At 38.3% G+C, this 24,282-nt stretch carries 23 protein-coding genes, 5 tRNA genes and 1 pseudogene; 23 read left to right on the top strand and 6 right to left on the bottom strand.

All coding sequences use genetic code 11. From position 1 onward, the window contains the following. Nucleotides 1–35 precede the first annotated feature (35 nt). Nucleotides 36–350 carry a hypothetical protein gene (locus HWV58_RS00145; protein WP_175632126.1) on the bottom strand — a complete coding sequence of 105 codons (315 nt, stop codon included), beginning with the start codon at nucleotides 348–350 and terminating at the stop codon, nucleotides 36–38. A gap of 148 nt (nucleotides 351–498) precedes the next feature. Here HWV58_RS00145 and HWV58_RS00140 point away from each other — a divergent pair, with 148 nt between their 5' ends. Further along, entirely contained in the window at nucleotides 499–651 is a 153-nt protein-coding gene (locus HWV58_RS00140) for a hypothetical protein (RefSeq protein WP_175632125.1), read from the top strand. Here the strand turns inward: HWV58_RS00140 and HWV58_RS00135 are convergent. From HWV58_RS00135 to HWV58_RS00120, 4 genes are all read right to left on the bottom strand, one after another. Further along, a complete protein-coding gene (locus HWV58_RS00135) occupies nucleotides 648–923 on the bottom strand; it encodes a hypothetical protein (protein ID WP_175632124.1) in 276 nt (91 codons plus the stop codon). The two genes, HWV58_RS00140 and HWV58_RS00135, sit on opposite strands and share 4 nt — an antisense overlap. Nucleotides 924–1,039: 116 nt before the next feature. Beyond that, nucleotides 1,040–2,221 carry a hypothetical protein gene (locus HWV58_RS00130; protein ID WP_317174755.1) on the bottom strand — a complete coding sequence of 394 codons (1,182 nt, stop codon included), beginning with the start codon at nucleotides 2,219–2,221 and terminating at the stop codon, nucleotides 1,040–1,042. Nucleotides 2,222–2,367: 146 nt separating this feature from the next. Then, a complete protein-coding gene (locus HWV58_RS00125) occupies nucleotides 2,368–3,177 on the bottom strand; it encodes a lysophospholipid acyltransferase family protein (RefSeq protein WP_175632123.1) in 810 nt (269 codons plus the stop codon). A 337-nt stretch (nucleotides 3,178–3,514) separates the two neighbouring features. Further along, nucleotides 3,515–5,266 (bottom strand): lysophospholipid acyltransferase family protein, encoded by a 1,752-nt coding sequence (locus tag HWV58_RS00120; protein WP_175632122.1) that lies wholly within the window; start codon nucleotides 5,264–5,266, stop codon nucleotides 3,515–3,517. Between the two features lie 96 nt (nucleotides 5,267–5,362). Here HWV58_RS00120 and HWV58_RS00115 point away from each other — a divergent pair, with 96 nt between their 5' ends. The 5 genes and pseudogenes from HWV58_RS00115 to HWV58_RS00095 all read left to right on the top strand — a co-directional run bounded on the left by HWV58_RS00115 (nucleotide 5,363) and on the right by HWV58_RS00095 (nucleotide 7,631). Continuing rightward, nucleotides 5,363–5,536: a hypothetical protein gene (locus HWV58_RS00115; RefSeq protein ID WP_175632121.1), complete on the top strand. Its 174-nt coding sequence runs from the start codon at nucleotides 5,363–5,365 to the stop codon at nucleotides 5,534–5,536. Further along, nucleotides 5,512–5,775: pseudogene (locus tag HWV58_RS24585) on the top strand (ComEA family DNA-binding protein); the annotation flags it as partial. The gene HWV58_RS00115 and the pseudogene HWV58_RS24585, both read left to right, overlap by 25 nt. A gap of 36 nt (nucleotides 5,776–5,811) precedes the next feature. Continuing rightward, nucleotides 5,812–6,108, top strand: a complete 297-nt coding sequence (locus tag HWV58_RS00105; RefSeq protein ID WP_175632120.1) for a ComEA family DNA-binding protein — start codon at nucleotides 5,812–5,814, stop codon at nucleotides 6,106–6,108. Between the two features lie 29 nt (nucleotides 6,109–6,137). Next, nucleotides 6,138–6,260: a ComEA family DNA-binding protein gene (locus tag HWV58_RS24580; protein ID WP_175632674.1), complete on the top strand. Its 123-nt coding sequence runs from the start codon at nucleotides 6,138–6,140 to the stop codon at nucleotides 6,258–6,260. 219 nt (nucleotides 6,261–6,479) lie between these two features. After that, nucleotides 6,480–7,631 (top strand): acyl-CoA dehydrogenase family protein, encoded by a 1,152-nt coding sequence (locus HWV58_RS00095; protein ID WP_175632119.1) that lies wholly within the window; start codon nucleotides 6,480–6,482, stop codon nucleotides 7,629–7,631. Between the two features lie 155 nt (nucleotides 7,632–7,786). Here HWV58_RS00095 and HWV58_RS00090 read toward each other — a convergent pair whose 3' ends face one another. Further along, the gene (locus HWV58_RS00090) at nucleotides 7,787–8,170 is read right to left on the bottom strand and encodes a hypothetical protein (RefSeq protein ID WP_175632118.1); all 384 of its coding nucleotides are present in this window, start codon (nucleotides 8,168–8,170) and stop codon (nucleotides 7,787–7,789) included. A 165-nt stretch (nucleotides 8,171–8,335) separates the two neighbouring features. Here HWV58_RS00090 and rpsU point away from each other — a divergent pair, with 165 nt between their 5' ends. The 17 genes from rpsU (at nucleotide 8,336) to rpoC (ending at nucleotide 24,070) form a co-directional block, all read left to right on the top strand. Beyond that, the gene (rpsU, locus tag HWV58_RS00085; protein WP_010601088.1) at nucleotides 8,336–8,530 is read left to right on the top strand and encodes a 30S ribosomal protein S21; all 195 of its coding nucleotides are present in this window, start codon (nucleotides 8,336–8,338) and stop codon (nucleotides 8,528–8,530) included. A gap of 158 nt (nucleotides 8,531–8,688) precedes the next feature. Then, entirely contained in the window at nucleotides 8,689–9,573 is an 885-nt protein-coding gene (locus HWV58_RS00080; protein WP_175632117.1) for a tyrosine-type recombinase/integrase, read from the top strand. A gap of 14 nt (nucleotides 9,574–9,587) precedes the next feature. Next, nucleotides 9,588–9,935: a ribosome hibernation-promoting factor, HPF/YfiA family gene (gene hpf / locus HWV58_RS00075; protein WP_025143266.1), complete on the top strand. Its 348-nt coding sequence runs from the start codon at nucleotides 9,588–9,590 to the stop codon at nucleotides 9,933–9,935. Between the two features lie 568 nt (nucleotides 9,936–10,503). Continuing rightward, nucleotides 10,504–10,576, top strand: a tRNA-Thr gene (locus HWV58_RS00070). 38 nt (nucleotides 10,577–10,614) lie between these two features. Beyond that, nucleotides 10,615–10,697 (top strand) — tRNA-Tyr (locus HWV58_RS00065). An 82-nt stretch (nucleotides 10,698–10,779) separates the two neighbouring features. Further along, a tRNA-Gly gene (locus tag HWV58_RS00060) sits at nucleotides 10,780–10,855 on the top strand. A gap of 76 nt (nucleotides 10,856–10,931) precedes the next feature. Beyond that, nucleotides 10,932–11,003 (top strand) — tRNA-Thr (locus tag HWV58_RS00055). 116 nt (nucleotides 11,004–11,119) lie between these two features. Continuing rightward, entirely contained in the window at nucleotides 11,120–12,307 is a 1,188-nt protein-coding gene (tuf, locus tag HWV58_RS00050; RefSeq protein WP_010601091.1) for an elongation factor Tu, read from the top strand. 56 nt (nucleotides 12,308–12,363) lie between these two features. Then, nucleotides 12,364–12,434, top strand: a tRNA-Trp gene (locus HWV58_RS00045). 106 nt (nucleotides 12,435–12,540) lie between these two features. Then, nucleotides 12,541–12,738: a preprotein translocase subunit SecE gene (gene secE, locus HWV58_RS00040; protein ID WP_029279332.1), complete on the top strand. Its 198-nt coding sequence runs from the start codon at nucleotides 12,541–12,543 to the stop codon at nucleotides 12,736–12,738. Between the two features lie 9 nt (nucleotides 12,739–12,747). Next, complete coding sequence (gene nusG, locus HWV58_RS00035) at nucleotides 12,748–13,287, top strand: transcription termination/antitermination protein NusG (protein WP_010601093.1); 540 nt, start codon at nucleotides 12,748–12,750, stop codon at nucleotides 13,285–13,287. A gap of 313 nt (nucleotides 13,288–13,600) precedes the next feature. After that, a complete protein-coding gene (gene rplK, locus HWV58_RS00030) occupies nucleotides 13,601–14,044 on the top strand; it encodes a 50S ribosomal protein L11 (RefSeq protein WP_010601094.1) in 444 nt (147 codons plus the stop codon). Nucleotides 14,045–14,064: 20 nt separating this feature from the next. Beyond that, nucleotides 14,065–14,763, top strand: coding sequence for a 50S ribosomal protein L1 (rplA, locus tag HWV58_RS00025; RefSeq protein WP_025143259.1), 699 nt, complete (start codon nucleotides 14,065–14,067; stop codon nucleotides 14,761–14,763). Nucleotides 14,764–14,765: 2 nt separating this feature from the next. Further along, nucleotides 14,766–15,287 (top strand): 50S ribosomal protein L10, encoded by a 522-nt coding sequence (gene rplJ, locus HWV58_RS00020; RefSeq protein WP_039482033.1) that lies wholly within the window; start codon nucleotides 14,766–14,768, stop codon nucleotides 15,285–15,287. 64 nt (nucleotides 15,288–15,351) lie between these two features. Next, nucleotides 15,352–15,729: a 50S ribosomal protein L7/L12 gene (rplL, locus tag HWV58_RS00015; RefSeq protein WP_010601097.1), complete on the top strand. Its 378-nt coding sequence runs from the start codon at nucleotides 15,352–15,354 to the stop codon at nucleotides 15,727–15,729. Between the two features lie 157 nt (nucleotides 15,730–15,886). Next, a complete protein-coding gene (gene rpoB / locus HWV58_RS00010) occupies nucleotides 15,887–19,690 on the top strand; it encodes a DNA-directed RNA polymerase subunit beta (RefSeq protein WP_039482036.1) in 3,804 nt (1,267 codons plus the stop codon). Nucleotides 19,691–19,783: 93 nt separating this feature from the next. Then, nucleotides 19,784–24,070 carry a DNA-directed RNA polymerase subunit beta' gene (gene rpoC, locus HWV58_RS00005; RefSeq protein ID WP_175632116.1) on the top strand — a complete coding sequence of 1,429 codons (4,287 nt, stop codon included), beginning with the start codon at nucleotides 19,784–19,786 and terminating at the stop codon, nucleotides 24,068–24,070. The last annotated feature ends 212 nt before the right edge of the window (nucleotides 24,071–24,282 follow it).

Below are 24,282 nucleotides of genomic sequence, written 5' to 3'. Positions count from 1 at the left end.
AATGCCCTGACGGTATCCGGCAGGGCATGTATATTTTATTTTGATTCAGCCTCTTCTTTTACAGGCGCTTTTACCTTTTTTGCAGCAACAGCTTTAACCGGCTTTTCTTTAACCGGGACAACTGCGGCCTTTTCTTCTTTGATAAATGGTGCTATTGAATCGTCTGGTGTAGAAATGGAAACTTTTTTAGCTAATTGCTTTGCAAACTTCTCTATAATTTTTTCTGTTTTTTTTGCTTTGCCATACTGATTAACAAGTTCGTTAAATGCAAGGGCTAATTTCGATTCTAATTCTTTACGTATTTTTTTGCTTGTCGAATGGCTTTTCGACCTGGATTTGTTCTTTTTCATTTAACTACTTATGGGTTTTTCCAAAGGTAAAAAAACAGAAAGTTAAATTAATATTATGTTTATGTTAACAGAATGGATGATGCTTAACATCTAAAATATTTCAGCTAACTTAGTGTAGATCAGATCTGTTAAATTTAATCCGTGGAATATGAATTATCCAGTATTAATCGGGGTTGCTGTTTTGGCGATTATTTTAATCGCCTATCTCATCAAAAAAAATCAGCAGGATAAAAAGAAGTTTGAGGAAGATACCATAGGCGCAGAATTACCTCCTGAAAAAGACGACAAAGAGAACGTTTAGAAATTAACTCCCGGAGCTACATCGCCACCCAAATCTAAAGTATTCTGGAAAGCTTCCAGGTAACTAAGCAAATGGCGTTCGGCATTGGCATACGAAGTAAATGTTGATGCAGGTATGTTGGCTTCTTGCTCACTCGTGTTTTTAAAATGCGAACTCACCTGAAAAGTAGAAGTTTTTTCGTTGTTAATCGGTGATAAAATCCGGGCCTTTACCGGATGGCCGTGAATTTCGACAAAGAATTCTTTGATAACAGTATATATGATAGCAGCCATGGGGTTATTCTCCTTTAAGCATAAAAATACTGCAAATAAGCTGTTAATGCGCTTGTTATTAATAAGATAATATATTTTTAATATTGAGTTAACCTTAATTTAATGTTTGTTGCCTTTTACCTTTTCGCAGGCTCATATGCATATACGATTTCGTATTTGATGTTTTTGAGTTTATTGGCTAGCTGGCCAATTTTTAAATCCTGTGCTTGTGGGGTTGGTTCGCAGAAAGAATACTTTTTGCCTTTATAAGTTATAAACTCGCCCACAGGTTTATCAAACTGTACCGCCATAGTGAGGTGCGTAGGATACAATAAGGCTATCATGGGTAAATCGTAAATTTCTTTTACCAGGTAAAAGAACAGCGCAGCCCGGTCGTCGCAGTCGCTGTATTTATTTAATAAGGTTTGCTCAGGAGATAATCTTTTTTCTGCACCAAAGTTTTGTTCGTCGTTTTCGTATAAAAAAGCATAACGCGTAAAGCGCATCAGATAATCGACACCTTTCTTCTGATCCATTCCTTTTAAATTGCTTTTTAAAATCGGAATCAGCGAGCTGTAGGTTTCGCGGCTTAAGGGAATGTTAAAATAGCTTTCAAAATCAACACCCGGATAGTTTTTAAAAATAGCCTGTACATCTTCACTCACCTTTAATTTGAAGTGATAGATTTTTTGACGGAAACTAAATTCTACATCCTTTTCAGCGTAATTCTCCGGTTTAAAATCAGGCATACGGGTAACCTTATACGAAAATGCATTTCTGGCTTCCGGAATGGTGATGTTAACCGGCTTGTAGGCATAGGCTTGTTTAAAAAACTTGCCATAATCGTGGTAATTGAGGCACATGTACTTTTCGCCATCAATCATGAAGAATGGGATATCGCTAATGTTTTCTTCATTCCTTACATAAAAGATAACCTGATCATTACCCACTGCGAGGCGGGCATCGTAGCCACATTTACTCAGTAAAAACCATTTGTATAAAGTATAGCGGAAATAGTTATCGGCCTTCGGACTAATCTGCTCGGCTGTTTTACGAATCAACTGGTAATAAATCCAATCGTTCAGATCGTACTTTTCCTGGTAATTTTTTAATGAGGCAATTAATGGTGCATAATGGCCTGCCGATACATAACTGTAAAATTGTGCTGTTTCGGCTGCAGTTGCTTTTTGCGCAGTATTGAAAACGATAGAAGAATCGATACTGAAGTTGAAAGTGCCATTATAGAAATCAAATGAGTAGTTCTGCCCCTTTGCCGTAATCACATTCATCATCAGGCAGGCGAACAAAAATGCACTCAAAAAATATGTATAAATCCCTCTTTTCAAACCATGCTATATTTGGTTACATTAAATTTACTTATTATTAACATAAAAGCAACAATTTCTTTATGTTAACAATGAGGTTGTCCTTAATCGGAAATTAACACGGTTTTAAGAAAATGAGGCTAGGTTTTTTTTAGCGCGTAAAGCCCGGTTCTTAAATGCTTTAATAGTGAAATATTACAACCTTTACAGGCTATTTCATCTAAATTAACTGGTTTTCCAATGCTAATTCTTAACTGATGACCATTTTTATTGAATAGTTCTGAAATCAGTTTGGCAGTTTGCAATGATGGATGTATATATTTTAACAGGCTAAAAAAGATGCCGTTGTTGCCATGGAAATATACCGGTAGAATTGGCACTTTGGCTTTAGCGATAATTTTTCCTACTACCGGGTGCCATTCCCGATCTGTAATCTGGTTTTTCCCGAAATTATAAGACGAAACTTCGCCGGCTGGAAAAATTGCAACCGGACTTCCGTCTTTTAAAACCTTTAAAGTTGTTTTCAAACCGCTAATACTTGATGCATCCTGGATTTTTTCGAAAGGATTTACTGCAATGATGAATTTTTCGAGATTGGGGATCTTTTTTAATAAAAAATTGCCCATAAACATCGTATCTGGCCGCTTACCGGCCAGTGTACTGAGGAGTGCCAGCGATTCTATTGCGCCATAAGGATGGTTAGCTATGGCAATAAAAGCCCCTTCCTTTGGTATATTGGCAAGATCTTCGTCGCTAATCCGGATGCTGACACCTAAAACATTTAAAATATGGTTGGCGAATTTTTCGCCTTCTAATGTGTGGGCATCTTTAATAATTCCGTTGAAGTCGTTAATCTTCAAAAATTTCATTAAAAAGGAGGCGAGGCCTGGGATTGGAACGTTACAGATACCCGTAGCTTTCGAAAAATTTTCTTTAGAAATGACTGTCATAAATTAGGGTTCAAAATTGATTCCATCAGAAACCAATTTGATAAAAGTGTTTTTATTTGAGCTAAATACAAGGGAGGGAAACATTCGGTTCTTATAAGAAAGAATGTTTATCATAGCTCATACAGAGTAACTAAAGGTAACAGAATAATATAAATAACAGCTTATTTATCAGTTAAGAAATTGTGATTCGAAATATTCTATATATAACATTTCATTAATATGAGCTTAACAAGCTGCCTGTACTTTTGTGGCATAAATATTTGGTTAGTATTTATAAAGTTTAGGTTAGTTGATAATAAAAAACCCAGATGGATGTCTGGGTTTTTTTGTTTTTAAATTATAAGTTCTTGCCAAGTTTTTCAATCATTTCCGGCGGAATGTTGTGGGTATCAACCACTAAGAAGCCATCCAGGCAATCAGAAAATTTCGGATCAATATTGAAAGAGATAATCTTCGCATTCAGGTTCATATATTGCCTTAACAATACCGGAATTTTGATGTGCGAGTTTTCGATATCGCCAATAATACTATCCAGATCTTTAAACGATTCGCTGCTATCTACCAGGGTATCGGTAGAAATAGGTAAAAGATCGGCCTTAAATTTATTTCTTGGTTTAACATATTTGGCCATTTCGTAATCGAAATGGTTTTTGGTAATGTAATCCACAATAAGTGCCTTGCTAAACTTCGAAAAATTATTGCTGATACTTACCGGACCAAACATGTAACGGTATTGCGGGTTATCAATCAGGTATTTTAAAATACCTTTCCAAAGTAAAAACAAAGGAAGCGGCTTACCCTGATACTCTTTTCTAATCCACGAGCGGCCCAGTTCAATACCTTGCCTCAACATCGGGTAAAACTGATCCTTCATTTTAAACAACTCTGACAGGTAGAAACCACGACGGCCCATGCTTTCTAAAATTTCGTCGCCCTTACCAATCCGGTAAGCACCTACAATATTTTCGAGGTCTTTATCCCAAATAAATAAGTGGTTATAGTAGATGTCGTAATTATCAAGATCGATCTTTTTGTTGGTGCCTTCGCCCACTTCACGGAAAGTAATCTCACGCAAACGGCCAATTTCCCTTAAAATGTTCGGTATTTTTAAGGTAGGAACAATATAAACTTCATAATTTTTCTCGGTCCAAACCTTAAAATCTTCCAGCTGCTCTACCTCTGCTTTAATCAGCACACGCGAAGTTTCCTCAATCACATCGGCTGCCTTTTTCTTAATTTTAAATAGATTAAGCGGGTTGAATAGTTTTTTCTCGGTATCTAAACCAATTCCCAGTGCATAAGTACGGGCCCTTAAAAAGTCCATTAGCTTATTGCTGCTGTTCATATGCGAAATCTCCGAAACCGCAATCGGTTTACCAATCCTTACTTTAATGGTGCGGCCGTGCTTGTTTAAAAACTCGGAAGGTAGTTTTGCTGTGCGCAGGGTAGGGTGGATAAAACTCAGGATATTAAAGAAAACACCATTATTGCCATGGAAATAAATGGGAACCACCGGAACTTTTGCCTTGGCAATCAGTTTTCCGACAACCGGGTGCCACATCCTATCGGTTACCTGCTGGGCATCGAGCTTAAAGGTAGAAACTTCGCCGGCAGGGAAAATGCCAATTGGTGTACCGTTTCTAAGTAAATCGAAAGTGGTTTTTAATCCACTGATGCTCGATGAGTGCTGAACGTTTTCGAATGGGTTAACAGCAACAAAAAACTCGTCGAGGTTTGGGATTTTCTTCAAAATGAAGTTTACCATCACCTTTGCATCGGGGCGTACCGTGCACAAAAGCTTAACCAGGGCAAGGCCTTCAACACCACCGTAAGGGTGATTGGCGATGGCAATAAATGGCCCGGTTTTAGGTATGCTGTTTAAATCATCTTCATCAAATTCGATAGAAACGCCAATCGTTTCTAATATTTTATCTACAAATTCTAAACCCTTAAAGTGCTGGTTTTGAGCGAAAACGTCGTTAATATCGTTCAGTTTCATGATCTCCATCATCAAACCTGCCAAACCTGGTACACCTAACTTATCAATCTTTGTTGCTTTCGCAAACTCAGACGTAGTAATGATCTTCATATAAAATTATTTGTGGCGTTGATAGGCAAAACCTATACTGTTTTGCAGTTCCAAAAATAAGATTTATATTTATAATACACATGTCATATCACATCTATGAGAATTTGGCTCCACAAACATTTCGGTTTTAGCAAAGGCGAATTCAATGGTTTGTTGTTTCTGGTGCTGCTCATTATTGTAATTAAAGCTATACCTTTTATATATGACTACTATAAACCGGTTGAAAAAGACGATCCTAAACTTTTATCACAAATTCAGTATTTAAAGTAGTTGAAGAGGAGCACCCGGCTTATACACGCGAGCGGAATGATGCTTCAGGCAGAGTAAAAAATATCAGGTTTTTTAATTTTGATCCCAACAGCCTGCCCGCTGAAGGTTGGCAAAGTTTTGGTTTATCGTCAAAACAGGCTGCTGCAATTATCAATTATACGAATAAAGGCGGACGGTTTTACAAGCCCGAAGCCCTGCAGAAAATATACACCATTTCGCCGGAGCTGTACCAGAAATTGCTTCCTTTTGTTCAGATAGAAGAAAGAGTACCCGATATGACTAAAAGCTTTGTTCCTTTTGAAAAGAAAGCATACGTTAAAAAAACAGTAATCGTAGATATCAATACAGCCAATTCTGCCCAGCTGGATGAAGTAAAGGGAATAGGGGGCACTTTTGCCAAGCGGATTATAAAATACCGTGAACGTTTGGGAGGTTTTTACAAAACAGAGCAGCTGATGGAAGTGTATGGGCTTGACGAACAAAAATATGCTGAAATTAAAGATCAGCTTTCAATCAGTAAAGCTGGGCTGAAAATAATCAACATTAATACTGTGCAGTTTTTAACGATTTAAAAGGCAACCCATATTTATCCTTTAAACAGATCAACGCCATTATTCAATACCGCAGGCAACACGGTAATTATTCGGGAATTGATGATTTAAAAAAGGTTATCCTTTTAAATCAGGAAGTGATCGATAAGATTAGTCCATATCTTACTTTTTAATCACAATCAACTGTCTTGCGAAATATTTTAAACCAAGCCCTTTAGTTGTAAAAAAAAAATAAAAAAAACTTTCCCTGCTAATTTCAGGCTTTAAAATTAACGGCATAACATATTGAACCGAATACCATTTCATTCTGCAATTGCGCGAATATTTGATGGTAATTAACTATCAAATAAATGATTATAATTGCTGCAACTAACTATTAAAATATAAACCTGATGAGCGTGAGCTTCGATTTTTCGGAAACAGAAACTCAGCAAAGTGTGCGGACTATGGTTCGTGATTTTGCAGAGAAAAATATTCGTCCACATATAATGGAGTGGGATGAGGCACAGCATTTCCCTGTCGGACTGTTTAAACAACTTGGCGAACTGGGTTTGATGGGCGTTTTAGTACCCGAAGCATACGGAGGCTCGGGATTGGGCTACCAGGAGTATGTTGATGTGATTGTTGAAGTGGCCCGGGTTTGTGGTTCGATTGGTTTATCGCTGGCAGCACACAATTCTTTGTGTACCGGCCACATTTTAGCTTTTGCCAATGAGGAGCAGAAACAAAGGTGGCTGCCAAAACTGGCAACAGCCGAGTGGATTGGTGCCTGGGGCTTAACAGAAGCCAATACCGGCTCTGACGCTTTACGAATGATGACTACTGCCTTTGAAGATGGCGATGATTATATTATTAATGGTGCAAAAAACTGGATTACCCATGGCAAAAGCGGCGATATTGCTGTAGTAATGGTGCGTACTGGCGAGCAGGGAAGCTCTAAAGGGATTTCTGCTATTGTGGTAGAGCGTGGTACACCAGGTTTTTCGGCAGGTAAAAAGGAAAATAAACTGGGCATGCGTGCCTCAGAAACTACTGAAATGGTTTTTGATAACTGCCGTGTACCTAAAGCCAATTTATTGGGCAATGTAGGCGAAGGCTTTAAACAGGCCATGAAAGTTTTAGATGGTGGAAGGATTTCGATTGCTGCATTAGCTTTAGGAATTGCAAAAGGGGCTTTTGATGCGGCTGTGGCCTATTCGAAACAACGGCAGCAGTTTGGTCAGCCGATTTCTAATTTTCAGGCCATTAGTTTTAAGCTTGCAGATATGGCTACTGAAATTGAAGCTGCAGAGTTACTGATCCGTCAGGCGGCAGATTTAAAAAACAGGCATTTACCTATGACAAAGGAATCGGCAATGGCAAAATATTTTGCTTCGGAAGTTTCGGTTAGGGTAGCTACTGATGCCGTTCAGATTTTTGGGGGTTATGGTTACACCAAAGATTTTCCGGTAGAGAAATTTTACCGCGACAGTAAACTATGTACCATAGGTGAGGGGACTTCGGAAATCCAAAAAATTGTAATTGCCCGCGAAGTACTGAATTAAGATTAAAGTTGAAAAACTGAAGCAAAAAGTGCTTTTATAAAGAAACAACAAACCAAATATATTATGAGTAATCCGGACGGTTTAACTACCTCCGGATTTTTTTTTGTTTAATAAACGTTCTCCTCTTAAATGCTTTCCGCTTTAATCTTCCCCCCTTACTGCATCTCCCTGCTTGTTAAAATACTATCCACCACATATACACTAAATCCACGCCATGGGAGGGTGTTTTTGTATTCCTTATAATGTAGCTCGTAAAATTTACCGCTATTGGCCATCATTTTTTCTGCAACTTCTTTACTGGCGATAGAAAATTCGAATTCGTTATTTTGTAATGTTCCAGTTTGGCGTGATTTGATACCGCTTTGGATCAGTTTACCCTCATAAGTTTTAAAGATGTAACCCTTTTTAACCACGTAGTTTAGTTCGCCGGCTTTAACACCTTCACCAAAAACAAAGAAATAGCGGTAATAACAAATTGCCACAAGTAGTAGTACAATAATAACTGCAATAATTGAGGTTACTTTTTTGCCTGTCGTCATAGTCGTAAATAGTTTATCTAAATTAAACAAAGAACCTATTAATTTAACCAAAGGCTCAAATAAAATTTCTTTTAAAAATCTTTCTCAGTTTCAATATTTTGCTTACATTTGCAGCCCCGATAGAGCGGGAAATTTAAAAACCACGAGAGGAGGTATTTCAGCGTTATGATCATTATCAACATTAAAGACGGCGAATCATTAGATAAAGCCCTTAAACGTTTCAAGAAAAAGTTTGAAAAAACTGGTGTATTGAGAGAACTACGTAGTCGCCAAGCATACGAGAAAAAATCCGTTGCTCGCCGTACTGAAATTAAACATGCTGTTTACATTCAGAATATGAATCAAGACACAACTTCATAAGTTGTTTTCGATATAATATATGAAAGCTTCGATTTTATAATCGAAGCTTTTTTGTTTTTAAAGGAATCGAAAACTTTACAATAAACAATTAATTAATGATTTCTTTATATCAAAACTATTTGTAACTTCATATCAGTGCCCGCTCAAAATGATATGGAATGTTGCTAAAAAGTTTTATCACATATTTAACGCACGAGAAACGTTATTCTCAGCACACCGTTACTTCTTATCAAGCCGATTTAGAACAGTTTGAAGGGTATATCCACGATACATTCGAGCTCCATTTTTTAGCGGTTAAACATACCCACCTCAGAAGTTACATGGTTGATTTGATGGAGCAGGAAAATGCCGAAACCACCATTAACCGAAAAATCTCGGCCTTACGCAGTTTTTATAAGTTTTTACTAAGGGAAGGCAAGATAGAGCAGAACCCTACCGTTTTAATTAAAGCACCTAAAATTCCGAAACGGCTTCCTGTATTTGTTGATGCCCAGAAAATGGATCATTTGCTCGATTCGGAGCAGTATTTCGATACCAGTTTTCCTTCGGTACGCGATCACGTGGTGATAGAACTGCTTTTTGGCACCGGCATGCGTTTAGCCGAATTGCTTCAATTAAAGGATACCGATATAGATGTATACTCGGGTACAATCAAAGTTTTGGGCAAGCGGAACAAGGAACGCATCATCCCAATAAATAAATCACTTATTAATCAGCTAAATACCTACATTGAACGAAAAAAGTTGCAAAACTTTAATAACAATTTGCTTATCTTAATCGTTACCAATACAGGTGCTGCGGCATATCCGAAATTAATATACCGCATTGTTACCGAATACCTAAAACACGTATCAACCCATGAAAAGAAAAGTCCCCACGTGCTTCGGCACAGCTACGCAACCAGCCTGTTAAATGCAGGAGCAGATTTAAATGCAATAAAAGAATTATTGGGCCACGCTAGTTTGGCGGCCACACAGGTTTATACCCATAATTCTATCGAAAGATTAAAAACAATTTATAAACAAGCCCATCCAAAGGCGTAAAAAAAGGAGGAAAAATGAAAATCGGAGTTCAATCAATCCACTTCAGTGCAGACAGTAAGTTGTTAGACTTTATCCAGAAAAAAGCAAACAAACTCGATCAGTTTTTTGATCAGATCATTAGCGGCGAAGTGTATTTAAAGTTAGAGAACGTAGAGGATGAAGCCAATAAAATCAGTGAGATCAAACTTATTGTGCCAGGAGGGACCTTATTCGCTAAAGAACAATGTAAATCATTTGAAGAGGCCACAGACCTGGCTATCGAATCGTTAAGAAAGCAGATTACGAAACATAAGGATAAAACGCGTGCAAAATTAAGTGAGCATAAAGCCATTTTAAGCGAAAGCGAAGCCGCAGATTATTAATATTAAGTAGAATTATAAAAAAGGAAGCAGTGCAGTTCGAAATGCACTGCTTTTTTTGTGTTAAGCGTTCGTGTTTTTGAAAGAAAAATTGCCTTTGATTGAAAAAAATTGACTGCTGCGGGTAGGATGGGAGGAGAGATTTTGGGTTTTTTGCAATTAATTTCACTTAATTTTTATTGGCGTTTGAATAAAAAATGATCAAAACAGGCACGATTTTATTTTTTTTGAAATTTATTTCGCTTTTAATTTTAGATAAGTATTCGTGCTGTTATACGTAAAGCTTCGTTTTTTGGAAAAAGGGGTGAAAAAAAGTTAAAAAAATATTCAATTTTAAGCGGTTGATTACTAAGCCAATTCGGCCTGTTTAACGAAATAGCCAAAAAAACTTATCCATTTTTTTTAAAATTTATTTTGAAGTGAAATATAAGTGTGTATATTTGCATTCCCTTTCGGAAAGGGCGTTACGCCAAGAAGAAAAGGCTTGTTCTTTAAAAAGATAAAAGTTTTAAAAATACACGCTAATAGTATGAAAAATGAAGATTTTTCGTATCATTGCACAAAATTTAAAGCCTCCTTAGCTCAGCTGGTAGAGCAACTGACTTGTAATCAGTAGGTCATTGGTTCGATTCCGATAGGAGGCTCTTTTTATTTTAAAGTGTTAGCATTTTAAGATAAAGTTGGGGAGATACCAGAGCGGCCAAATGGGACAGACTGTAACTCTGTTGTCGTAAGACTTCGAAGGTTCGAATCCTTCTCTCCCCACACTTTAAATGAATGAATGACCAAATGTTTTACTGATCACACCGGTCATTCATTCGTTCAATCAATCACTAATTTTTTAAAAGCGGAAGTAGCTCAGTTGGTAGAGCGATAGCCTTCCAAGCTATAGGTCGCGAGTTCGAACCTCGTCTTCCGCTCCAAATAAAATTAGAAAGTGGGCAGTTACCGGATAAGGTTTTGAAATGAAAACCAAAATGCTGCAACTGAAAACTAAAAGCCGACTTAGCTCAGCGGTAGAGCACTTCCTTGGTAAGGAAGAGGTCGTGGGTTCAATTCCCATAGTTGGCTCAGGTATATAAAGCTTTGTTAAATCTGTTTAGGCAGAGTAACAAGGTTTTTTGTGTTGAAAAAACAATAAATAAAAAAATAATAAAAAGTTAACCTACTAATTAGTTATAAATAAAATGGCAAAAGAAAAATTTGACCGCAGTAAACCGCACTTAAACATCGGTACAATTGGTCACGTGGATCACGGTAAAACAACTTTAACAGCGGCTATTACAAAAGTTTTAGCTGATGCTGGTTTAACTGAGGCACGTTCATTCGATTCTATTGACTCTGCTCCAGAGGAAAAAGAAAGAGGTATCACTATCAATACAGCTCACGTTGAGTATTCAACAGCTAACCGTCACTATGCACACGTTGACTGTCCAGGTCACGCGGATTACGTGAAAAACATGGTTACTGGTGCTGCTCAAATGGACGGTGCAATTATCGTTGTTGCTGCTACTGATGGTCCAATGCCACAAACTCGTGAGCACATCTTGTTAGCTCGTCAGGTTGGTGTGCCTTCATTAGTTGTATTCATGAACAAAGTGGATATGGTTGATGATCCAGAATTATTAGAACTAGTTGAAATGGAAGTTCGTGAATTATTATCATTCTACGAATTCCCAGGTGATGATATTCCAGTAATCCAAGGTTCTGCATTAGGTGGATTAAACGGTGATGCTAAATGGGTTGGTAAAATCATGGAATTAATGGATGCTGTAGATAGCTACATTCCAATTCCTCCACGTTTAACTGATCTTCCTTTCTTAATGCCTGTTGAAGACGTATTCTCAATCACTGGTCGTGGTACTGTTGCTACAGGTCGTATTGAGCGTGGTGTAATCAACTCTGGAGATCCAGTTGAGATCTTAGGTATGGGTGCTGAGAACTTAAAATCTACAGTAACTGGTGTTGAGATGTTCCGTAAAATCTTAGATTACGGTGAAGCTGGTGATAACGTAGGTTTATTGTTACGTGGTATTGAGAAAACTGATATCCGTCGTGGTATGGTAATCTGTAAACCAGGTTCAGTAACTCCTCACACTGATTTCAAAGCTGAGATCTATGTATTATCAAAAGCAGAAGGTGGTCGTCACACTCCATTCTTCAACAAATATCGTCCTCAATTCTATTTCCGTACCACAGACGTAACTGGTGAGATCTCACTAGCTGAAGGAACTGAAATGGTAATGCCAGGTGATAACGTTACAATCACTGTTAAATTAATTAACGCGATTGCAATGGAAAAAGGTCTACGTTTCGCTATCCGTGAAGGTGGTAGAACAGTAGGTGCTGGTCAGGTAACTGAAATTTTAGCTTAATTTTAAGCTACAACAATACAAAAAGAGCTGGTTTAGGCTAGCTCTTTTTAAAATACACGGGAATAGTTCAACGGTAGAATAGAGGTCTCCAAAACCTTTGATCAGGGTTCGAATCCTTGTTCCCGTGCTAAACATAATGTTTGAGTATCAGAATGAGTGAATGATTGAATTTGAAATAATTTTCAAAACCTATCATTCACTCATTTACTCATTAACACATTCAATAATTTGATATGGCTAAAGTAGTTGAGTTTATAAAAGAATCGTACGATGAAATGACCCAGAAGGTTACCTGGCCTACCTGGGGCGAACTGCAAAGTTCTGCTATCTTGGTATTGGTTGCTTCTTTAATTATTGCATTGGTAATTTTTGCAATGGATAAAGGATCTACATTTGTGTTAGATACTTTTTATAAATCACTTTCTAATTAATATTTACGAATGAGCGATCTAAAGTGGTACGTTGTAAGGGCTGTAAGCGGTAAAGAAAAGAAAGTAAAACAGTACATTGATGCTGAGATCAGCCGTTTAGGTTTCTCTCATTTGGTTCCTCAGGTGTTAATCCCGATGGAAAAATATTACCAAATGAAAGATGGTAAAAAAATTGCCAAAGAACGTAACTTTTACCCGGGATATGTGTTAATCGAAGCCACCTTAGATGGTGAGTTAGAGCACATCATCAAAGGAATTAACAGTGTAATTGGTTTCTTAGGTGATAAAGCCGGTAACCCAATTCCAATGCGCCAGGCAGAAGTTAACCGTATTTTAGGTGTGGTTGATGAAATGAGTGAGCAAGGTGAAACCATGAATGTTCCTTACTATGTAGGCGAAAACATTAAAGTAATGGACGGTCCTTTCAACGGTTTCTCTGGTATTATCGAAGAGGTAAACGAGGAGAAGAAAAAACTGAAAGTTATGGTTAAAATCTTCGGTCGTAAAACTCCGCTTGAGTTGAATTACATGCAAGTTGAAAAAGAGTAAGCAATTATTTAAAATATTTAAAAGCCCCGATTAATTCGGGGCTTTTTTTATATTATGCAAAATAGTAGGTTGACAATAATCTAAGCAGCTTATCCGTTAAATACTAAGTGGTTTTCAATTCCTCTTTTCAACAGAACTTGCGGTTTAACAACATTCGAACAAATTAATAATTAATTTTTACTGATACTATTGTTTTGCTGCAAGTTAATCCATATCTTTGCAGTCCTTTAAGCTTTATAGGAGCCCTAAGGAAAATAAATGTTACATGCTTCCAATATTTAACATTGAGTTTTAAATAAACAAAAAACACAAAATGGCAAAAGAAGTCAGTGCAATGATCAAATTACAGATCAAAGGCGGAGCGGCAAATCCATCGCCACCAGTAGGACCTGCATTAGGTGCTAAAGGGGTGAACATTATGGAGTTTTGCAAACAGTACAACGCTCGTACCCAAGATAAAGCAGGTAAAGTATTGCCAGTTGTAATTACTGTTTATGCTGATAAGTCATTCGATTTCATCATCAAAACCCCTCCGGTAGCTATCCAGTTAAAAGATGCTACTAAATTACAGAGTGGTTCTGCTGAGCCTAACCGTAAGAAAGTTGGGTCGGTGACCTGGGACCAGATTAAAGTTATTGCTGAGGATAAAATGCCTGATTTAAATGCATTTACAATCGAATCAGCAATGAGTATGGTTGCTGGAACAGCACGCAGTATGGGAATCACCGTTTCTGGTGACGCACCCTGGAACAATTAATTAAAAAACAGTTTACAACAGTGGCGAAATTAACTAAAAATCAAAAAAAGGCACATGCTAAAATAGAAGCTGGCAAAGCTTATACTTTGAAGGATGCTGCTGCTTTGGTAAAAGAAATCACTACTACTAAATTCGATGCTTCAGTTGATATTGATGTATCTTTAGGTGTAGATCCACGTAAAGCCAATCAAATGGTACGTGGTATTGCTACTTTACCACACGGAACAGGTAAAACTGTACGTGTTTTAGCTTTAGTAACTCCTGATAAGGAAGAAGAAGCGAAAGCAGCTGGCGCAGACTTCGTAGGTTTAGACGAGTATGTAGCTAAAATTGAAGGTGGTTGGACCGATGTAGACATTATTATCACTACACCAGCTTGTATGGCTAAGGTAGGTAAATTGGGCCGTGTTTTAGGTCCAAGGAACTTAATGCCTAACCCAAAATCAGGTACAGTAACTAACGAAGTTGGTAAAGCTGTAACTGAGGTTAAAGCAGGTAAGATTGATTTTAAAGTAGACAAAACGGGTATCATACACGCCTCGATAGGAAAAGTATCATTCCCGGCAGATAAAATTTATGAGAACGCACTTGAAATTATTCAGGTGATTTCAAAATTAAAACCATCTGCTGCAAAAGGAACTTATTTTAAGAGCATTCACGTGTCTTCTACAATGAGTCCTGGGATTGCAATTGAAACCAAATCAGTAGCGGGGATCTAATCATGAACAGAGAAGAAAAAAACGAAGTAGTTTTAGAACTACAAGGACAAATGCAAGAGTTTGGCAATTTTTATATTGCTGATACTTCTAGCCTTTCTGTTGAGCAGATTAATAACATCCGTCGCAAATGTTTTGAAGGCGATATCGTAATGAAAGTTGCTAAAAACTCTTTAATCCGCAAAGCGATTGAAGGTTTAGAAGGCGACGCTTCTGAGATATACGAAGCATTAAAAGGTTCATCATCATTATTATTCTCAAAAACAGCTAATGCTCCGGCTAAGTTGATTAAAGCTTTGAGAAAAACATCTGATAAACCAGTGCTTAAAGCAGCGTTCATAGATTCATCAGTATATGTTGGCGATGACCAATTGAATAACTTAGTAAGCTTGAAATCAAGAGAAGAGCTTATCGGAGATATCGTTGGATTATTACAATCACCAGCTAAAAATGTTCTATCTGCACTTCAATCAGGCGGTAGCAAAATTGCAGGAATTGTTAAAACTCTACAAGAAAGAGAAGGTTAACGAACACCTTAAGTTCGCAAATTAAACAAAATTATTACACGTAAATTTTTAAAATCTTAATAAAATGGCAGATTTAAAAGCGTTTGCTGAGCAATTAGTAAACTTAACAGTAAAAGAAGTTAATGAATTAGCTCAAATCTTAAAAGATGAGTATGGTATTGAGCCTGCAGCTGCTGCTGTAGTTGCTGGTCCTGCTGCTGGTGGTGATGCACCTGCTGCTGCTGCAGAAAAAACATCTTTTGATGTAATCTTAAAAGAAGCTGGTGGTCAGAAATTAGCAGTTGTAAAACTTGTTAAAGACTTAACTGGTTTAGGTTTGAAAGAAGCTAAAGACTTAGTAGACGGAGCACCAAAAGAATTAAAAGCTGGTGTTGCTAAAGACGAAGCAGAAGCTCTTAAAAAACAATTAGAAGAAGCTGGAGCAGTAGTTGAGATTAAGTAATCACTTAACTTAGCTAAGCTAAAAATGTATTAGACACCGACTGAAAATGTCGGTGTCTTTACCTGTTTATAAACATCTCATTTTGTTTGGTTAATGAGCATGTTTGAAATTCGAACCAAACAAATAGTTTATTCTTAAACTAAAATCTTTTAGTCCATTGGCAAAGACAGTCGAACAAAGAGTAAATTTTGCAACTAGTAAGCACATTATAGACTATCCGGATTTTCTGGATGTGCAATTGCAATCATTCAGAGAATTTTTCCAGATAGATACCACATCAGACGATCGCTCGAGCGAAGGTTTGTTTAAAGTGTTTGCTGAAAACTTTCCAATAACAGATTCGAGAAATATCTTCGTATTAGAATTTCTTGATTATTTTGTTGATCCGCCACGTTACGATATACACGAGTGTATTGAGCGTGGATTAACCTACAATGTTCCATTAAAAGCAAAGCTTAAGCTTTCTTGTAATGATGTAGAACATGAGGATTTTGAAACCATTATTCAGGATGTGTATTTAGGTACTATCCCGTATATGACACCAAAAGGTACGTTTGTTATCAACGGTGCAGAACGTGTTATCGTTTCGCAATTACACCGTTCTCCGGGTGTGTTCTTCGGCCAGAGCCGTCACACTAACGGAACCAAATTGTACTCAGCACGTGTTATCCCTTTCAAAGGTTCATGGATCGAGTTCGCTACAGACGTTAATAACGTAATGTACGCTTACATCGATCGTAAGAAAAAATTCCCGGTTACCACTTTATTACGTGCTATCGGTTACGATTCTGATAAAGACATTTTGGAACTTTTCGATCTTGCTGACGAAGTAAAAGTTAGTAAATCAGGTTTAAAGAAATACATCGGTCGTAAACTGGCTGCAAGGGTATTGAAGAAATGGGTTGAAGATTTTGTAGATGAAGATACAGGTGAGGTAGTTTCTATCGACCGTAATGAAGTGATTCTTGAAAGAGAAACCGTTTTAGAAGACGAACACATTGATATGGTTATTGAAGCAGGTGTTAAAACCATTATCCTTTCTAAGGAAGATGGTGCTAGCCAGGCCGATTATACCATTATATATAATACATTACAAAAAGATACATCAAACTCAGAAAAAGAAGCTGTTGAAAACATCTACCGTGCTTTGCGTAACGCAGAACCACCTGATGAGGAAACTGCCCGTGGTATCATCGATCGTTTATTCTTCTCGGATAAACGTTACGACTTAGGTGATGTTGGTCGTTACCGCATCAACCGTAAGTTGAAAATGAATACCCCTGATGATGTAAAAGTATTAACGAAAGCAGATATTATTGCAATTGTTAAATACCTGATCAAATTGATCAACTCTAAAGAAGAGGTGGATGATATCGATCACTTATCAAACCGTCGTGTACGTACGGTAGGTGAGCAGTTATACGCACAATTCGGTGTTGGTTTAGCCCGTATGGCCAGAACAATCCGTGAGCGTATGAACATCCGCGATAACGAGGTGTTTACACCAACTGATTTGATTAACGCCCGTACGTTATCATCAGTAATCAACTCTTTCTTTGGTACAAACCAGTTATCTCAGTTCATGGATCAAACCAATCCATTGGCAGAGATTACACACAAACGCCGTTTATCAGCTTTAGGTCCGGGTGGTTTATCCCGTGAGCGTGCTGGTTTCGAGGTACGTGACGTTCACTACACGCACTACGGTCGTTTATGTACAATTGAAACTCCTGAGGGACCGAACATTGGTTTGATTTCGTCACTTTGTGTGCACGCAAAAATCAACAATTTAGGTTTCATCGAAACACCATACAAACGTGTTGAAGATGGTAAAGTAGTAGTAGATTCAGACGTTATCTATTTATCAGCAGAAGATGAAGATGGTAAAACCATCGCTCAGGCCAATGCAGAGTACGATGATAAAGGTGTGTTCTCTACGCCACGTGTTAAAGCACGTTACGAGGGTGACTTCCCGATTATCGAGCCTGAGAAATTAGACTTGATGGACGTTGCACCTAACCAGATTACTTCAATTGCTGCTTCGTTAATTCCGTTCTTAGAACATGATGATGCGAACAGGGCGTTGATGGGATCGAACATGCAACGTCAGGCCGTACCATTGTTACGTCCTGAAGCACCAATCGTTGGTACAGGTTTGGAAGGTCGCGTTGCACGTGACTCAAGAACTTTGATCAATGCAGAAGGTGATGGTGTTGTAGAGTATGTAGATGCTAACGAAATTACCATTAAATATGAGCGTAACGAAGATGATCGTTTAGTTTCATTTGAAGGTGATAGCAAAACTTACCGCTTAATCAAATTCAAAAAAACCAACCAGAATACCTGTATCAACTTAAAACCAATCGTTAAGAAAGGTCAGAAAGTAAGTAAAGGTCAGGTTCTTTGCGAAGGTTATGCAACTGAAGATGGTGAATTGGCATTGGGTAGAAACCTTAAAGTGGCATTCATGCCTTGGCAAGGTTTCAACTTTGAGGATGCGATTGTAATCAACGAGCGTATTGTTCGTGATGACGTTTTCACTTCATTGCATATTGAAGAGTTTGAATTAGAAGTACGTGATACTAAACGTGGAGAAGAGGAATTAACACCAGATATCCCGAACGTTTCTGAAGAGGCTACAAAAGACCTTGATGAAAACGGTATTATCCGTATCGGTGCTGAAGTAAAAGAAGGTGATATTTTAATTGGTAAGATTACCCCTAAAGGTGAGTCTGATCCTTCACCGGAAGAGAAATTACTACGTGCAATCTTTGGTGATAAAGCAGGTGATGTTAAAGATGCGTCTTTAAAAACTCCTCCTTCAATCCAGGGTGTGGTAATTGATACTAAATTATTCAGCCGCGCTAAGAAAACTACAAAAGCTGAAGAAAAATCGGCAATTGAGAAATTAGATAAAGGCTATAACACAGTAACTGAGAAGTTAAAGAACGAATTAGTTGACAAATTATTCGCGATTGTAAACGGAAAAACATCTCAAGGTGTATTTAACATTTACAAAGAATTATTAGTAGCTAAAGGCGCTAAATTTACTCAGAAAATTTTAGCAGAGCTTGATTATAACCACATTAGCCCTAACAAATGGACTACTGATGATGATAAAAACGAGCTGATTAAAATGTTGCTTCACAACTACGGTATCCGTGTTAACGAAGAACTTGGAGCTTACAAACGCGATAAATTTGCGATTAGTGTAGGTGATGAGCTTCCATCGGGAATTGTACAAATGGCAAAAGTTTATGTTGCTAAAAAACGTAAGTTAAAAGTAGGTGATAAAATGGCTGGTCGCCACGGTAACAAAGGTATTGTTGCACGTATTGTACGTGATGAAGATATGCCTTTCTTAGCTGATGGTAGTCCGGTTGATATCGTGTTGAACCCACTAGGTGTACCTTCACGTATGAACCTTGGTCAGATCTATGAAACCGTATTGGCATGGGCCGGCAAAGAATTGGGTGTTAAATTTGCAACTCCGATTTTTGATGGTGCTACGCACGATGAGGTAGAAGAGTGGATTGCTAAAGCGGGTGTTCCTGCTTCAGGAAAAACCTACTTATACAATGGTTTAACAGGTGAGCGTTTCGATCAGACTACAACTGTAGGTATTATCTACATGTTGAAACTAGGTCACATGGTTGATGATAAGATGCACGCCCGTTCAATCGGACCATACTCATTAATTACACAACAACCATTGGGTGGTAAAGCCCAGTTTGGTGGTCAGCGTTTTGGTGAGATGGAGGTTTGGGCATTAGAGGCATTCGGTGCTGCTAATATCCTTCAGGAGATCTTAACCGTTAAGTCGGATGATGTAATCGGAAGGGCCAAAACTTACGAAGCCATTGTTAAAGGTGAAAACCTACCAACTCCGGGTGTACCAGAATCGTTTAACGTATTGGTACATGAGTTACGCGGTTTAGGTTTAGATATTACGTTAGATTAACTAAGGTAGAAGGTAAAAAGGTAGAAGGTTGAGGGTTTAAGCGCCCAAACCTTCCACCTTTCCACCCTCCGCCTTTAACCTTATACAAGAGATATGTCTTACAAAAAGGATAATAAATTAAAAAGCAATTTCACATCAATCACGATTAGCTTATCGTCTCCGGAAATTATTCTGGAACGTTCAAGCGGTGAGGTGTTGAAACCAGAAACCATTAACTACCGTACTTACAAACCTGAGCGTGATGGTTTGTTCTGTGAGCGTATTTTTGGTCCGGTAAAAGATTACGAATGTCATTGCGGTAAATACAAACGTATCCGTTATAAGGGTATTGTTTGTGATCGTTGTGGTGTTGAAGTAACTGAAAAGAAAGTACGTCGTGAGCGTATGGGACACATCGCTTTGGTGGTTCCTGTTGCACACATCTGGTATTTCCGTTCTTTACCAAACAAAATCGGTTATTTATTAGGTTTACCTACTAAAAAATTAGATTTAATTATCTATTACGAGCGTTACGTAGTTATCCAGTCGGGCTTAATGGCCGAGGAAGGTATCAACTACATGGACTTCTTAACAGAGGAAGAATATTTAGATATCTTAGATAAATTACCTAAAGAAAACCAATATTTAGACGATAAAGATCCTAATAAATTCATCGCCAAAATGGGTGCTGAAGCATTAGAAGATTTATTAAAACGTATTGATTTAGATACTTTATCTTACGACTTACGTCACCAGGCAGCTAACGAAACTTCTCAGCAACGTAAAAATGAGGCTTTAAAACGTCTTCAGGTTGTTGAAGCTTTCCGTGGCGCTAACACACGTATCGAGAATCGCCCTGAGTGGATGATTGTTAAAATCGTTCCGGTTATTCCACCAGAATTACGTCCGTTGGTTCCATTAGAAGGTGGTCGCTTCGCTACTTCCGATTTAAATGATTTATACCGTCGTGTAATTATCCGTAACAACCGTTTAAAACGTTTGATCGAGATTAAAGCACCAGAGGTAATTTTACGTAACGAGAAACGTATGTTACAGGAAGCTGTAGATTCGTTATTCGATAACTCACGTAAAGTTAACGCGGTAAAAACTGAAGGTAACCGTGCCTTGAAATCACTTTCAGATATTTTGAAAGGTAAGCAAGGTCGTTTCCGTCAGAACTTATTGGGTAAACGTGTGGATTATTCAGCTCGTTCGGTAATTGTTGTAGGGCCTAGCCTTAAGTTACACGAGTGCGGTATTCCTAAAGATATGGCTGCTGAGCTTTACAAACCATTCATCATTCGTAAGATGATTGAGCGTGGTGTGGTAAAAACAGTTAAATCTGCTAAGAAAATCGTAGATAGAAAGGATCCTTTAGTTTGGGATATCCTGGAGAACGTATTAAAAGGTCACCCGGTATTATTAAACCGTGCACCTACGTTACACAGATTAGGTATTCAGGCTTTCCAGCCAAAACTAATTGAAGGAAAAGCGATCCAGTTACACCCATTAGTTTGTACCGCATTCAACGCCGATTTTGACGGTGACCAGATGGCTGTTCACTTACCGTTAGGTAATGCAGCAATTTTGGAAGCCCAGGTATTAATGTTGGCAGCACACAACATCTTGAACCCTGCAAACGGTACGCCGATTACTGTACCTTCTCAGGACATGGTCCTTGGGCTTTATTACATTACTAAAGGCCGTAGAACTGACGAAACAAGAGTTGTAAAAGGACAGGATTCTGCTTTCTATTCACCAGAAGAGGTTATTATTGCTTATAACGAGAAAGAATTAGACTTGCACGCATTTATCAAAGTAAGGGTAAATGTAAAACAAGCTGATGGTTCTATCGCTAATAAATTAACTGAAACTACTGTTGGTAGAGTATTATTCAACCAAATGGTTCCTGAAGAAGTTGGTTATATCAACGAATTATTAACTAAGAAATCGTTAAGAGATATTATCGGTGAGGTAGTTAAAATGACTGGTATGGCTCGCGCTTCTCAGTTCCTTGATGATATTAAAGAACTAGGTTTCAAAATGGCGTTCCAGGGAGGTTTATCGTTCAACTTGCAAGACGTAAACATTCCCGTAGAGAAACATACATTATTAGAGCAGGCTGCTAACGAAGTTGAAGAGGTAAGAAACAACTATAACATGGGTTTCATTACCAACAACGAGCGTTACAACCAGATTATCGATATCTGGACCCGTATCAACAACAGGTTAACTACTTTCGTTATGACTCAGTTATCTTCAGATAACCAGGGCTTTAACTCAGTTTACATGATGCTTGATTCTGGTGCACGTGGATCTAAAGAGCAGATTCGTCAGCTTTGCGGTATGCGTGGTTTGATGGCGAAACCTCAAAAATCAGGTTCAGGTGGTGATATCATTGAAAACCCGATCTTATCAAACTTTAAAGAAGGTTTATCGGTATTAGAGTACTTTATCTCTACTCACGGTGCCCGTAAAGGTTTGGCGGATACGGCGTTAAAAACAGCTGATGCGGGTTACTTAACCCGTCGTTTGCATGATGTTGCTCAGGATATGATCGTTAACGATAACGATTGTGGTACCTTAAGAGGTATGTACACTACTGCGTTAAAAGATAACGAGGATATTGTTGAACCATTATACGACAGAATTTTAGGCCGTACTTCACTTCATGATGTATATAATCCTTTGGATAATACATTATTAGTAGGTGCTGGTGATGATATTAATGAAGAGGTTGCTAAATTAATCGATGAGTCGCCACTAGAGGGCATCGAAATTCGTTCGGTATTAACCTGCGAGTCTAAACGTGGTGTTTGTGCATTATGTTATGGCCGTAACTTAGCATCTGGTAAACGCGTTCAAAGAGGTGAGGCAGTTGGTGTAATTGCAGCACAATCAATCGGTGAGCCGGGTACACAGTTAACACTTCGTACCTTCCACGTGGGTGGTACTGCATCAAACATTGCTGCAGAATCAAACATTGTAGCTAAGTTTGATGGTGTGGTTGAATTCGAAAATATCCGTACCGTAGATACACAAACAGAAGATGGTACTGTACAGGTTGTTTTGGGCCGTTCAGGTGAATTTAGAATTGTTGAGCCAGGAAGCGGACGTGTTATTGTAACCAATAACGTTCCTTATGGTGCATTCTTATTCGTTAAAGAAGGTGATAAAGTAGCTAAAGGTGATAAAATCTGTTCGTGGGATCCGTACAACGCGGTTATTCTTTCAGAATTTGCCGGTAAAGCACAGTTTGATGCCATCATTGAAGGTGTTACCTTCCGTGAGGAATCAGATGAACAAACTGGTCACCGTGAAAAAGTGATTATTGATACACGTGATAAAACGAAAAACCCTTCAGTTCAGATCGTTGATAAAAAAGGCGAAATGATTAAAGGTTATAACATTCCGGTAGGTGCTCACGTTTCAGTTGATGAAGGTGAAGCGATCCAAACTGGTCAGATTATCGCTAAAATCCCACGTGCAACTGGTAAAACCCGAGATATTACAGGTGGTTTACCGCGTGTAACTGAATTATTTGAAGCACGTAACCCATCTAACCCGGCTGTTGTAACTGAGATTGATGGTGTGGTAACTTTAGGTGGTGTTAAACGTGGTAACCGCGAAATCACAATCGAATCAAAAGATGGTGAAGTTAAAAAATACCTGGTTCCATTATCGAAACACATCCTTGTACAGGATAATGACTTCGTGAAAGCAGGTATGCCATTATCTGATGGTTCAATTTCACCAGCTGATATCTTATCAATTAAAGGACCTGCAGCGGTTCAGGAATACTTAGTAAATGGTATTCAAGAGGTTTACCGTTTACAAGGTGTGAAAATCAACGATAAGCACTTCGAGGTAATTGTTCACCAGATGATGCAGAAAGTTCACATCGAGGATCCGGGAGATACTATTTTCTTAGAAAACAACGCTGTAGACCGTTGGGATTTCTCAGAGGAGAACGATGCCATGTACGACAAGAAAGTTGTTGAGGATGCAGGTGATTCGACTGAATTCAAACCAGGTCAGATTGTTTCATTACGTAAATTAAGAGACGAAAATTCTCAGCTAAAACGTAAAGATTTAAAACAGATCACGGTAAGAGATGCAAGACCGGCAACAGCCAGTTCAATTCTACAAGGTATTACCCGTGCATCATTAGGTACTAAATCGTTCATTTCTGCGGCTTCGTTCCAGGAAACTACGAAAGTATTAAATGAGGCAGCGATTGCAGGTAAACGCGATAACATGTTAGGCTTGAAAGAAAACGTGATCGTTGGTCACTTAATCCCTTCAGGTACTGGTGTACGTGGTTACGAGCGTATCATTGTAGGTTCTCAGGAAGAATACGACAAATTATTAGCTTCTAAACAAGAAGAAGTTGAAGCTTAATATTTAAGCACATTAATAATTTAAACCCCGGCACTTGCCGGGGTTTTTTTGTTTCGTGCGCCGGGCATGGCAATCGACTATAGGGTTAGAGTCCCGAACACGCTTAGCAGTAGGAAGTGTTAGCTAGAGACAAGGGTGTCGTGGGTGACTGCGAATCTGAAGGAAGTCCGCGGCAAATATGGGGGCTTACGAACAGAAACTGTATACGAGGC

Source organism: Pedobacter ghigonis (assembly GCF_903166585.1).
In the GTDB taxonomy this organism is placed as follows: domain Bacteria; phylum Bacteroidota; class Bacteroidia; order Sphingobacteriales; family Sphingobacteriaceae; genus Pedobacter; species Pedobacter ghigonis.
The sequence above is the reverse complement of the archived record's forward strand: the minus strand, read 5'-3'. Positions and strand labels throughout refer to the sequence as shown.

Excerpts from the sequence above, each read along its gene's own strand:
- HWV58_RS00145 (WP_175632126.1), bottom strand. The coding sequence starts at position 350 with ATGAAAAAGAACAAATCCAGGTCGAAAAGCCATTCGACAAGCAAAAAA.
- HWV58_RS00140 (WP_175632125.1), top strand. The coding sequence starts at position 499 with ATGAATTATCCAGTATTAATCGGGGTTGCTGTTTTGGCGATTATTTTA.
- HWV58_RS00135 (WP_175632124.1), bottom strand. The coding sequence starts at position 923 with ATGGCTGCTATCATATATACTGTTATCAAAGAATTCTTTGTCGAAATT.
- HWV58_RS00125 (WP_175632123.1), bottom strand. The coding sequence starts at position 3,177 with ATGACAGTCATTTCTAAAGAAAATTTTTCGAAAGCTACGGGTATCTGT.
- HWV58_RS00120 (WP_175632122.1), bottom strand. The coding sequence starts at position 5,266 with ATGAAGATCATTACTACGTCTGAGTTTGCGAAAGCAACAAAGATTGAT.
- HWV58_RS00115 (WP_175632121.1), top strand. The coding sequence starts at position 5,363 with ATGAGAATTTGGCTCCACAAACATTTCGGTTTTAGCAAAGGCGAATTC.
- HWV58_RS00105 (WP_175632120.1), top strand. The coding sequence starts at position 5,812 with ATGACTAAAAGCTTTGTTCCTTTTGAAAAGAAAGCATACGTTAAAAAA.
- HWV58_RS00095 (WP_175632119.1), top strand. The coding sequence starts at position 6,480 with ATGAGCGTGAGCTTCGATTTTTCGGAAACAGAAACTCAGCAAAGTGTG.
- HWV58_RS00090 (WP_175632118.1), bottom strand. The coding sequence starts at position 8,170 with ATGACGACAGGCAAAAAAGTAACCTCAATTATTGCAGTTATTATTGTA.
- rpsU (WP_010601088.1), top strand. The coding sequence starts at position 8,336 with ATGATCATTATCAACATTAAAGACGGCGAATCATTAGATAAAGCCCTT.
- HWV58_RS00080 (WP_175632117.1), top strand. The coding sequence starts at position 8,689 with ATGTTGCTAAAAAGTTTTATCACATATTTAACGCACGAGAAACGTTAT.
- hpf (WP_025143266.1), top strand. The coding sequence starts at position 9,588 with ATGAAAATCGGAGTTCAATCAATCCACTTCAGTGCAGACAGTAAGTTG.
- tuf (WP_010601091.1), top strand. The coding sequence starts at position 11,120 with ATGGCAAAAGAAAAATTTGACCGCAGTAAACCGCACTTAAACATCGGT.
- secE (WP_029279332.1), top strand. The coding sequence starts at position 12,541 with ATGGCTAAAGTAGTTGAGTTTATAAAAGAATCGTACGATGAAATGACC.
- nusG (WP_010601093.1), top strand. The coding sequence starts at position 12,748 with ATGAGCGATCTAAAGTGGTACGTTGTAAGGGCTGTAAGCGGTAAAGAA.
- rplK (WP_010601094.1), top strand. The coding sequence starts at position 13,601 with ATGGCAAAAGAAGTCAGTGCAATGATCAAATTACAGATCAAAGGCGGA.
- rplJ (WP_039482033.1), top strand. The coding sequence starts at position 14,766 with ATGAACAGAGAAGAAAAAAACGAAGTAGTTTTAGAACTACAAGGACAA.
- rplL (WP_010601097.1), top strand. The coding sequence starts at position 15,352 with ATGGCAGATTTAAAAGCGTTTGCTGAGCAATTAGTAAACTTAACAGTA.
- rpoC (WP_175632116.1), top strand. The coding sequence starts at position 19,784 with ATGTCTTACAAAAAGGATAATAAATTAAAAAGCAATTTCACATCAATC.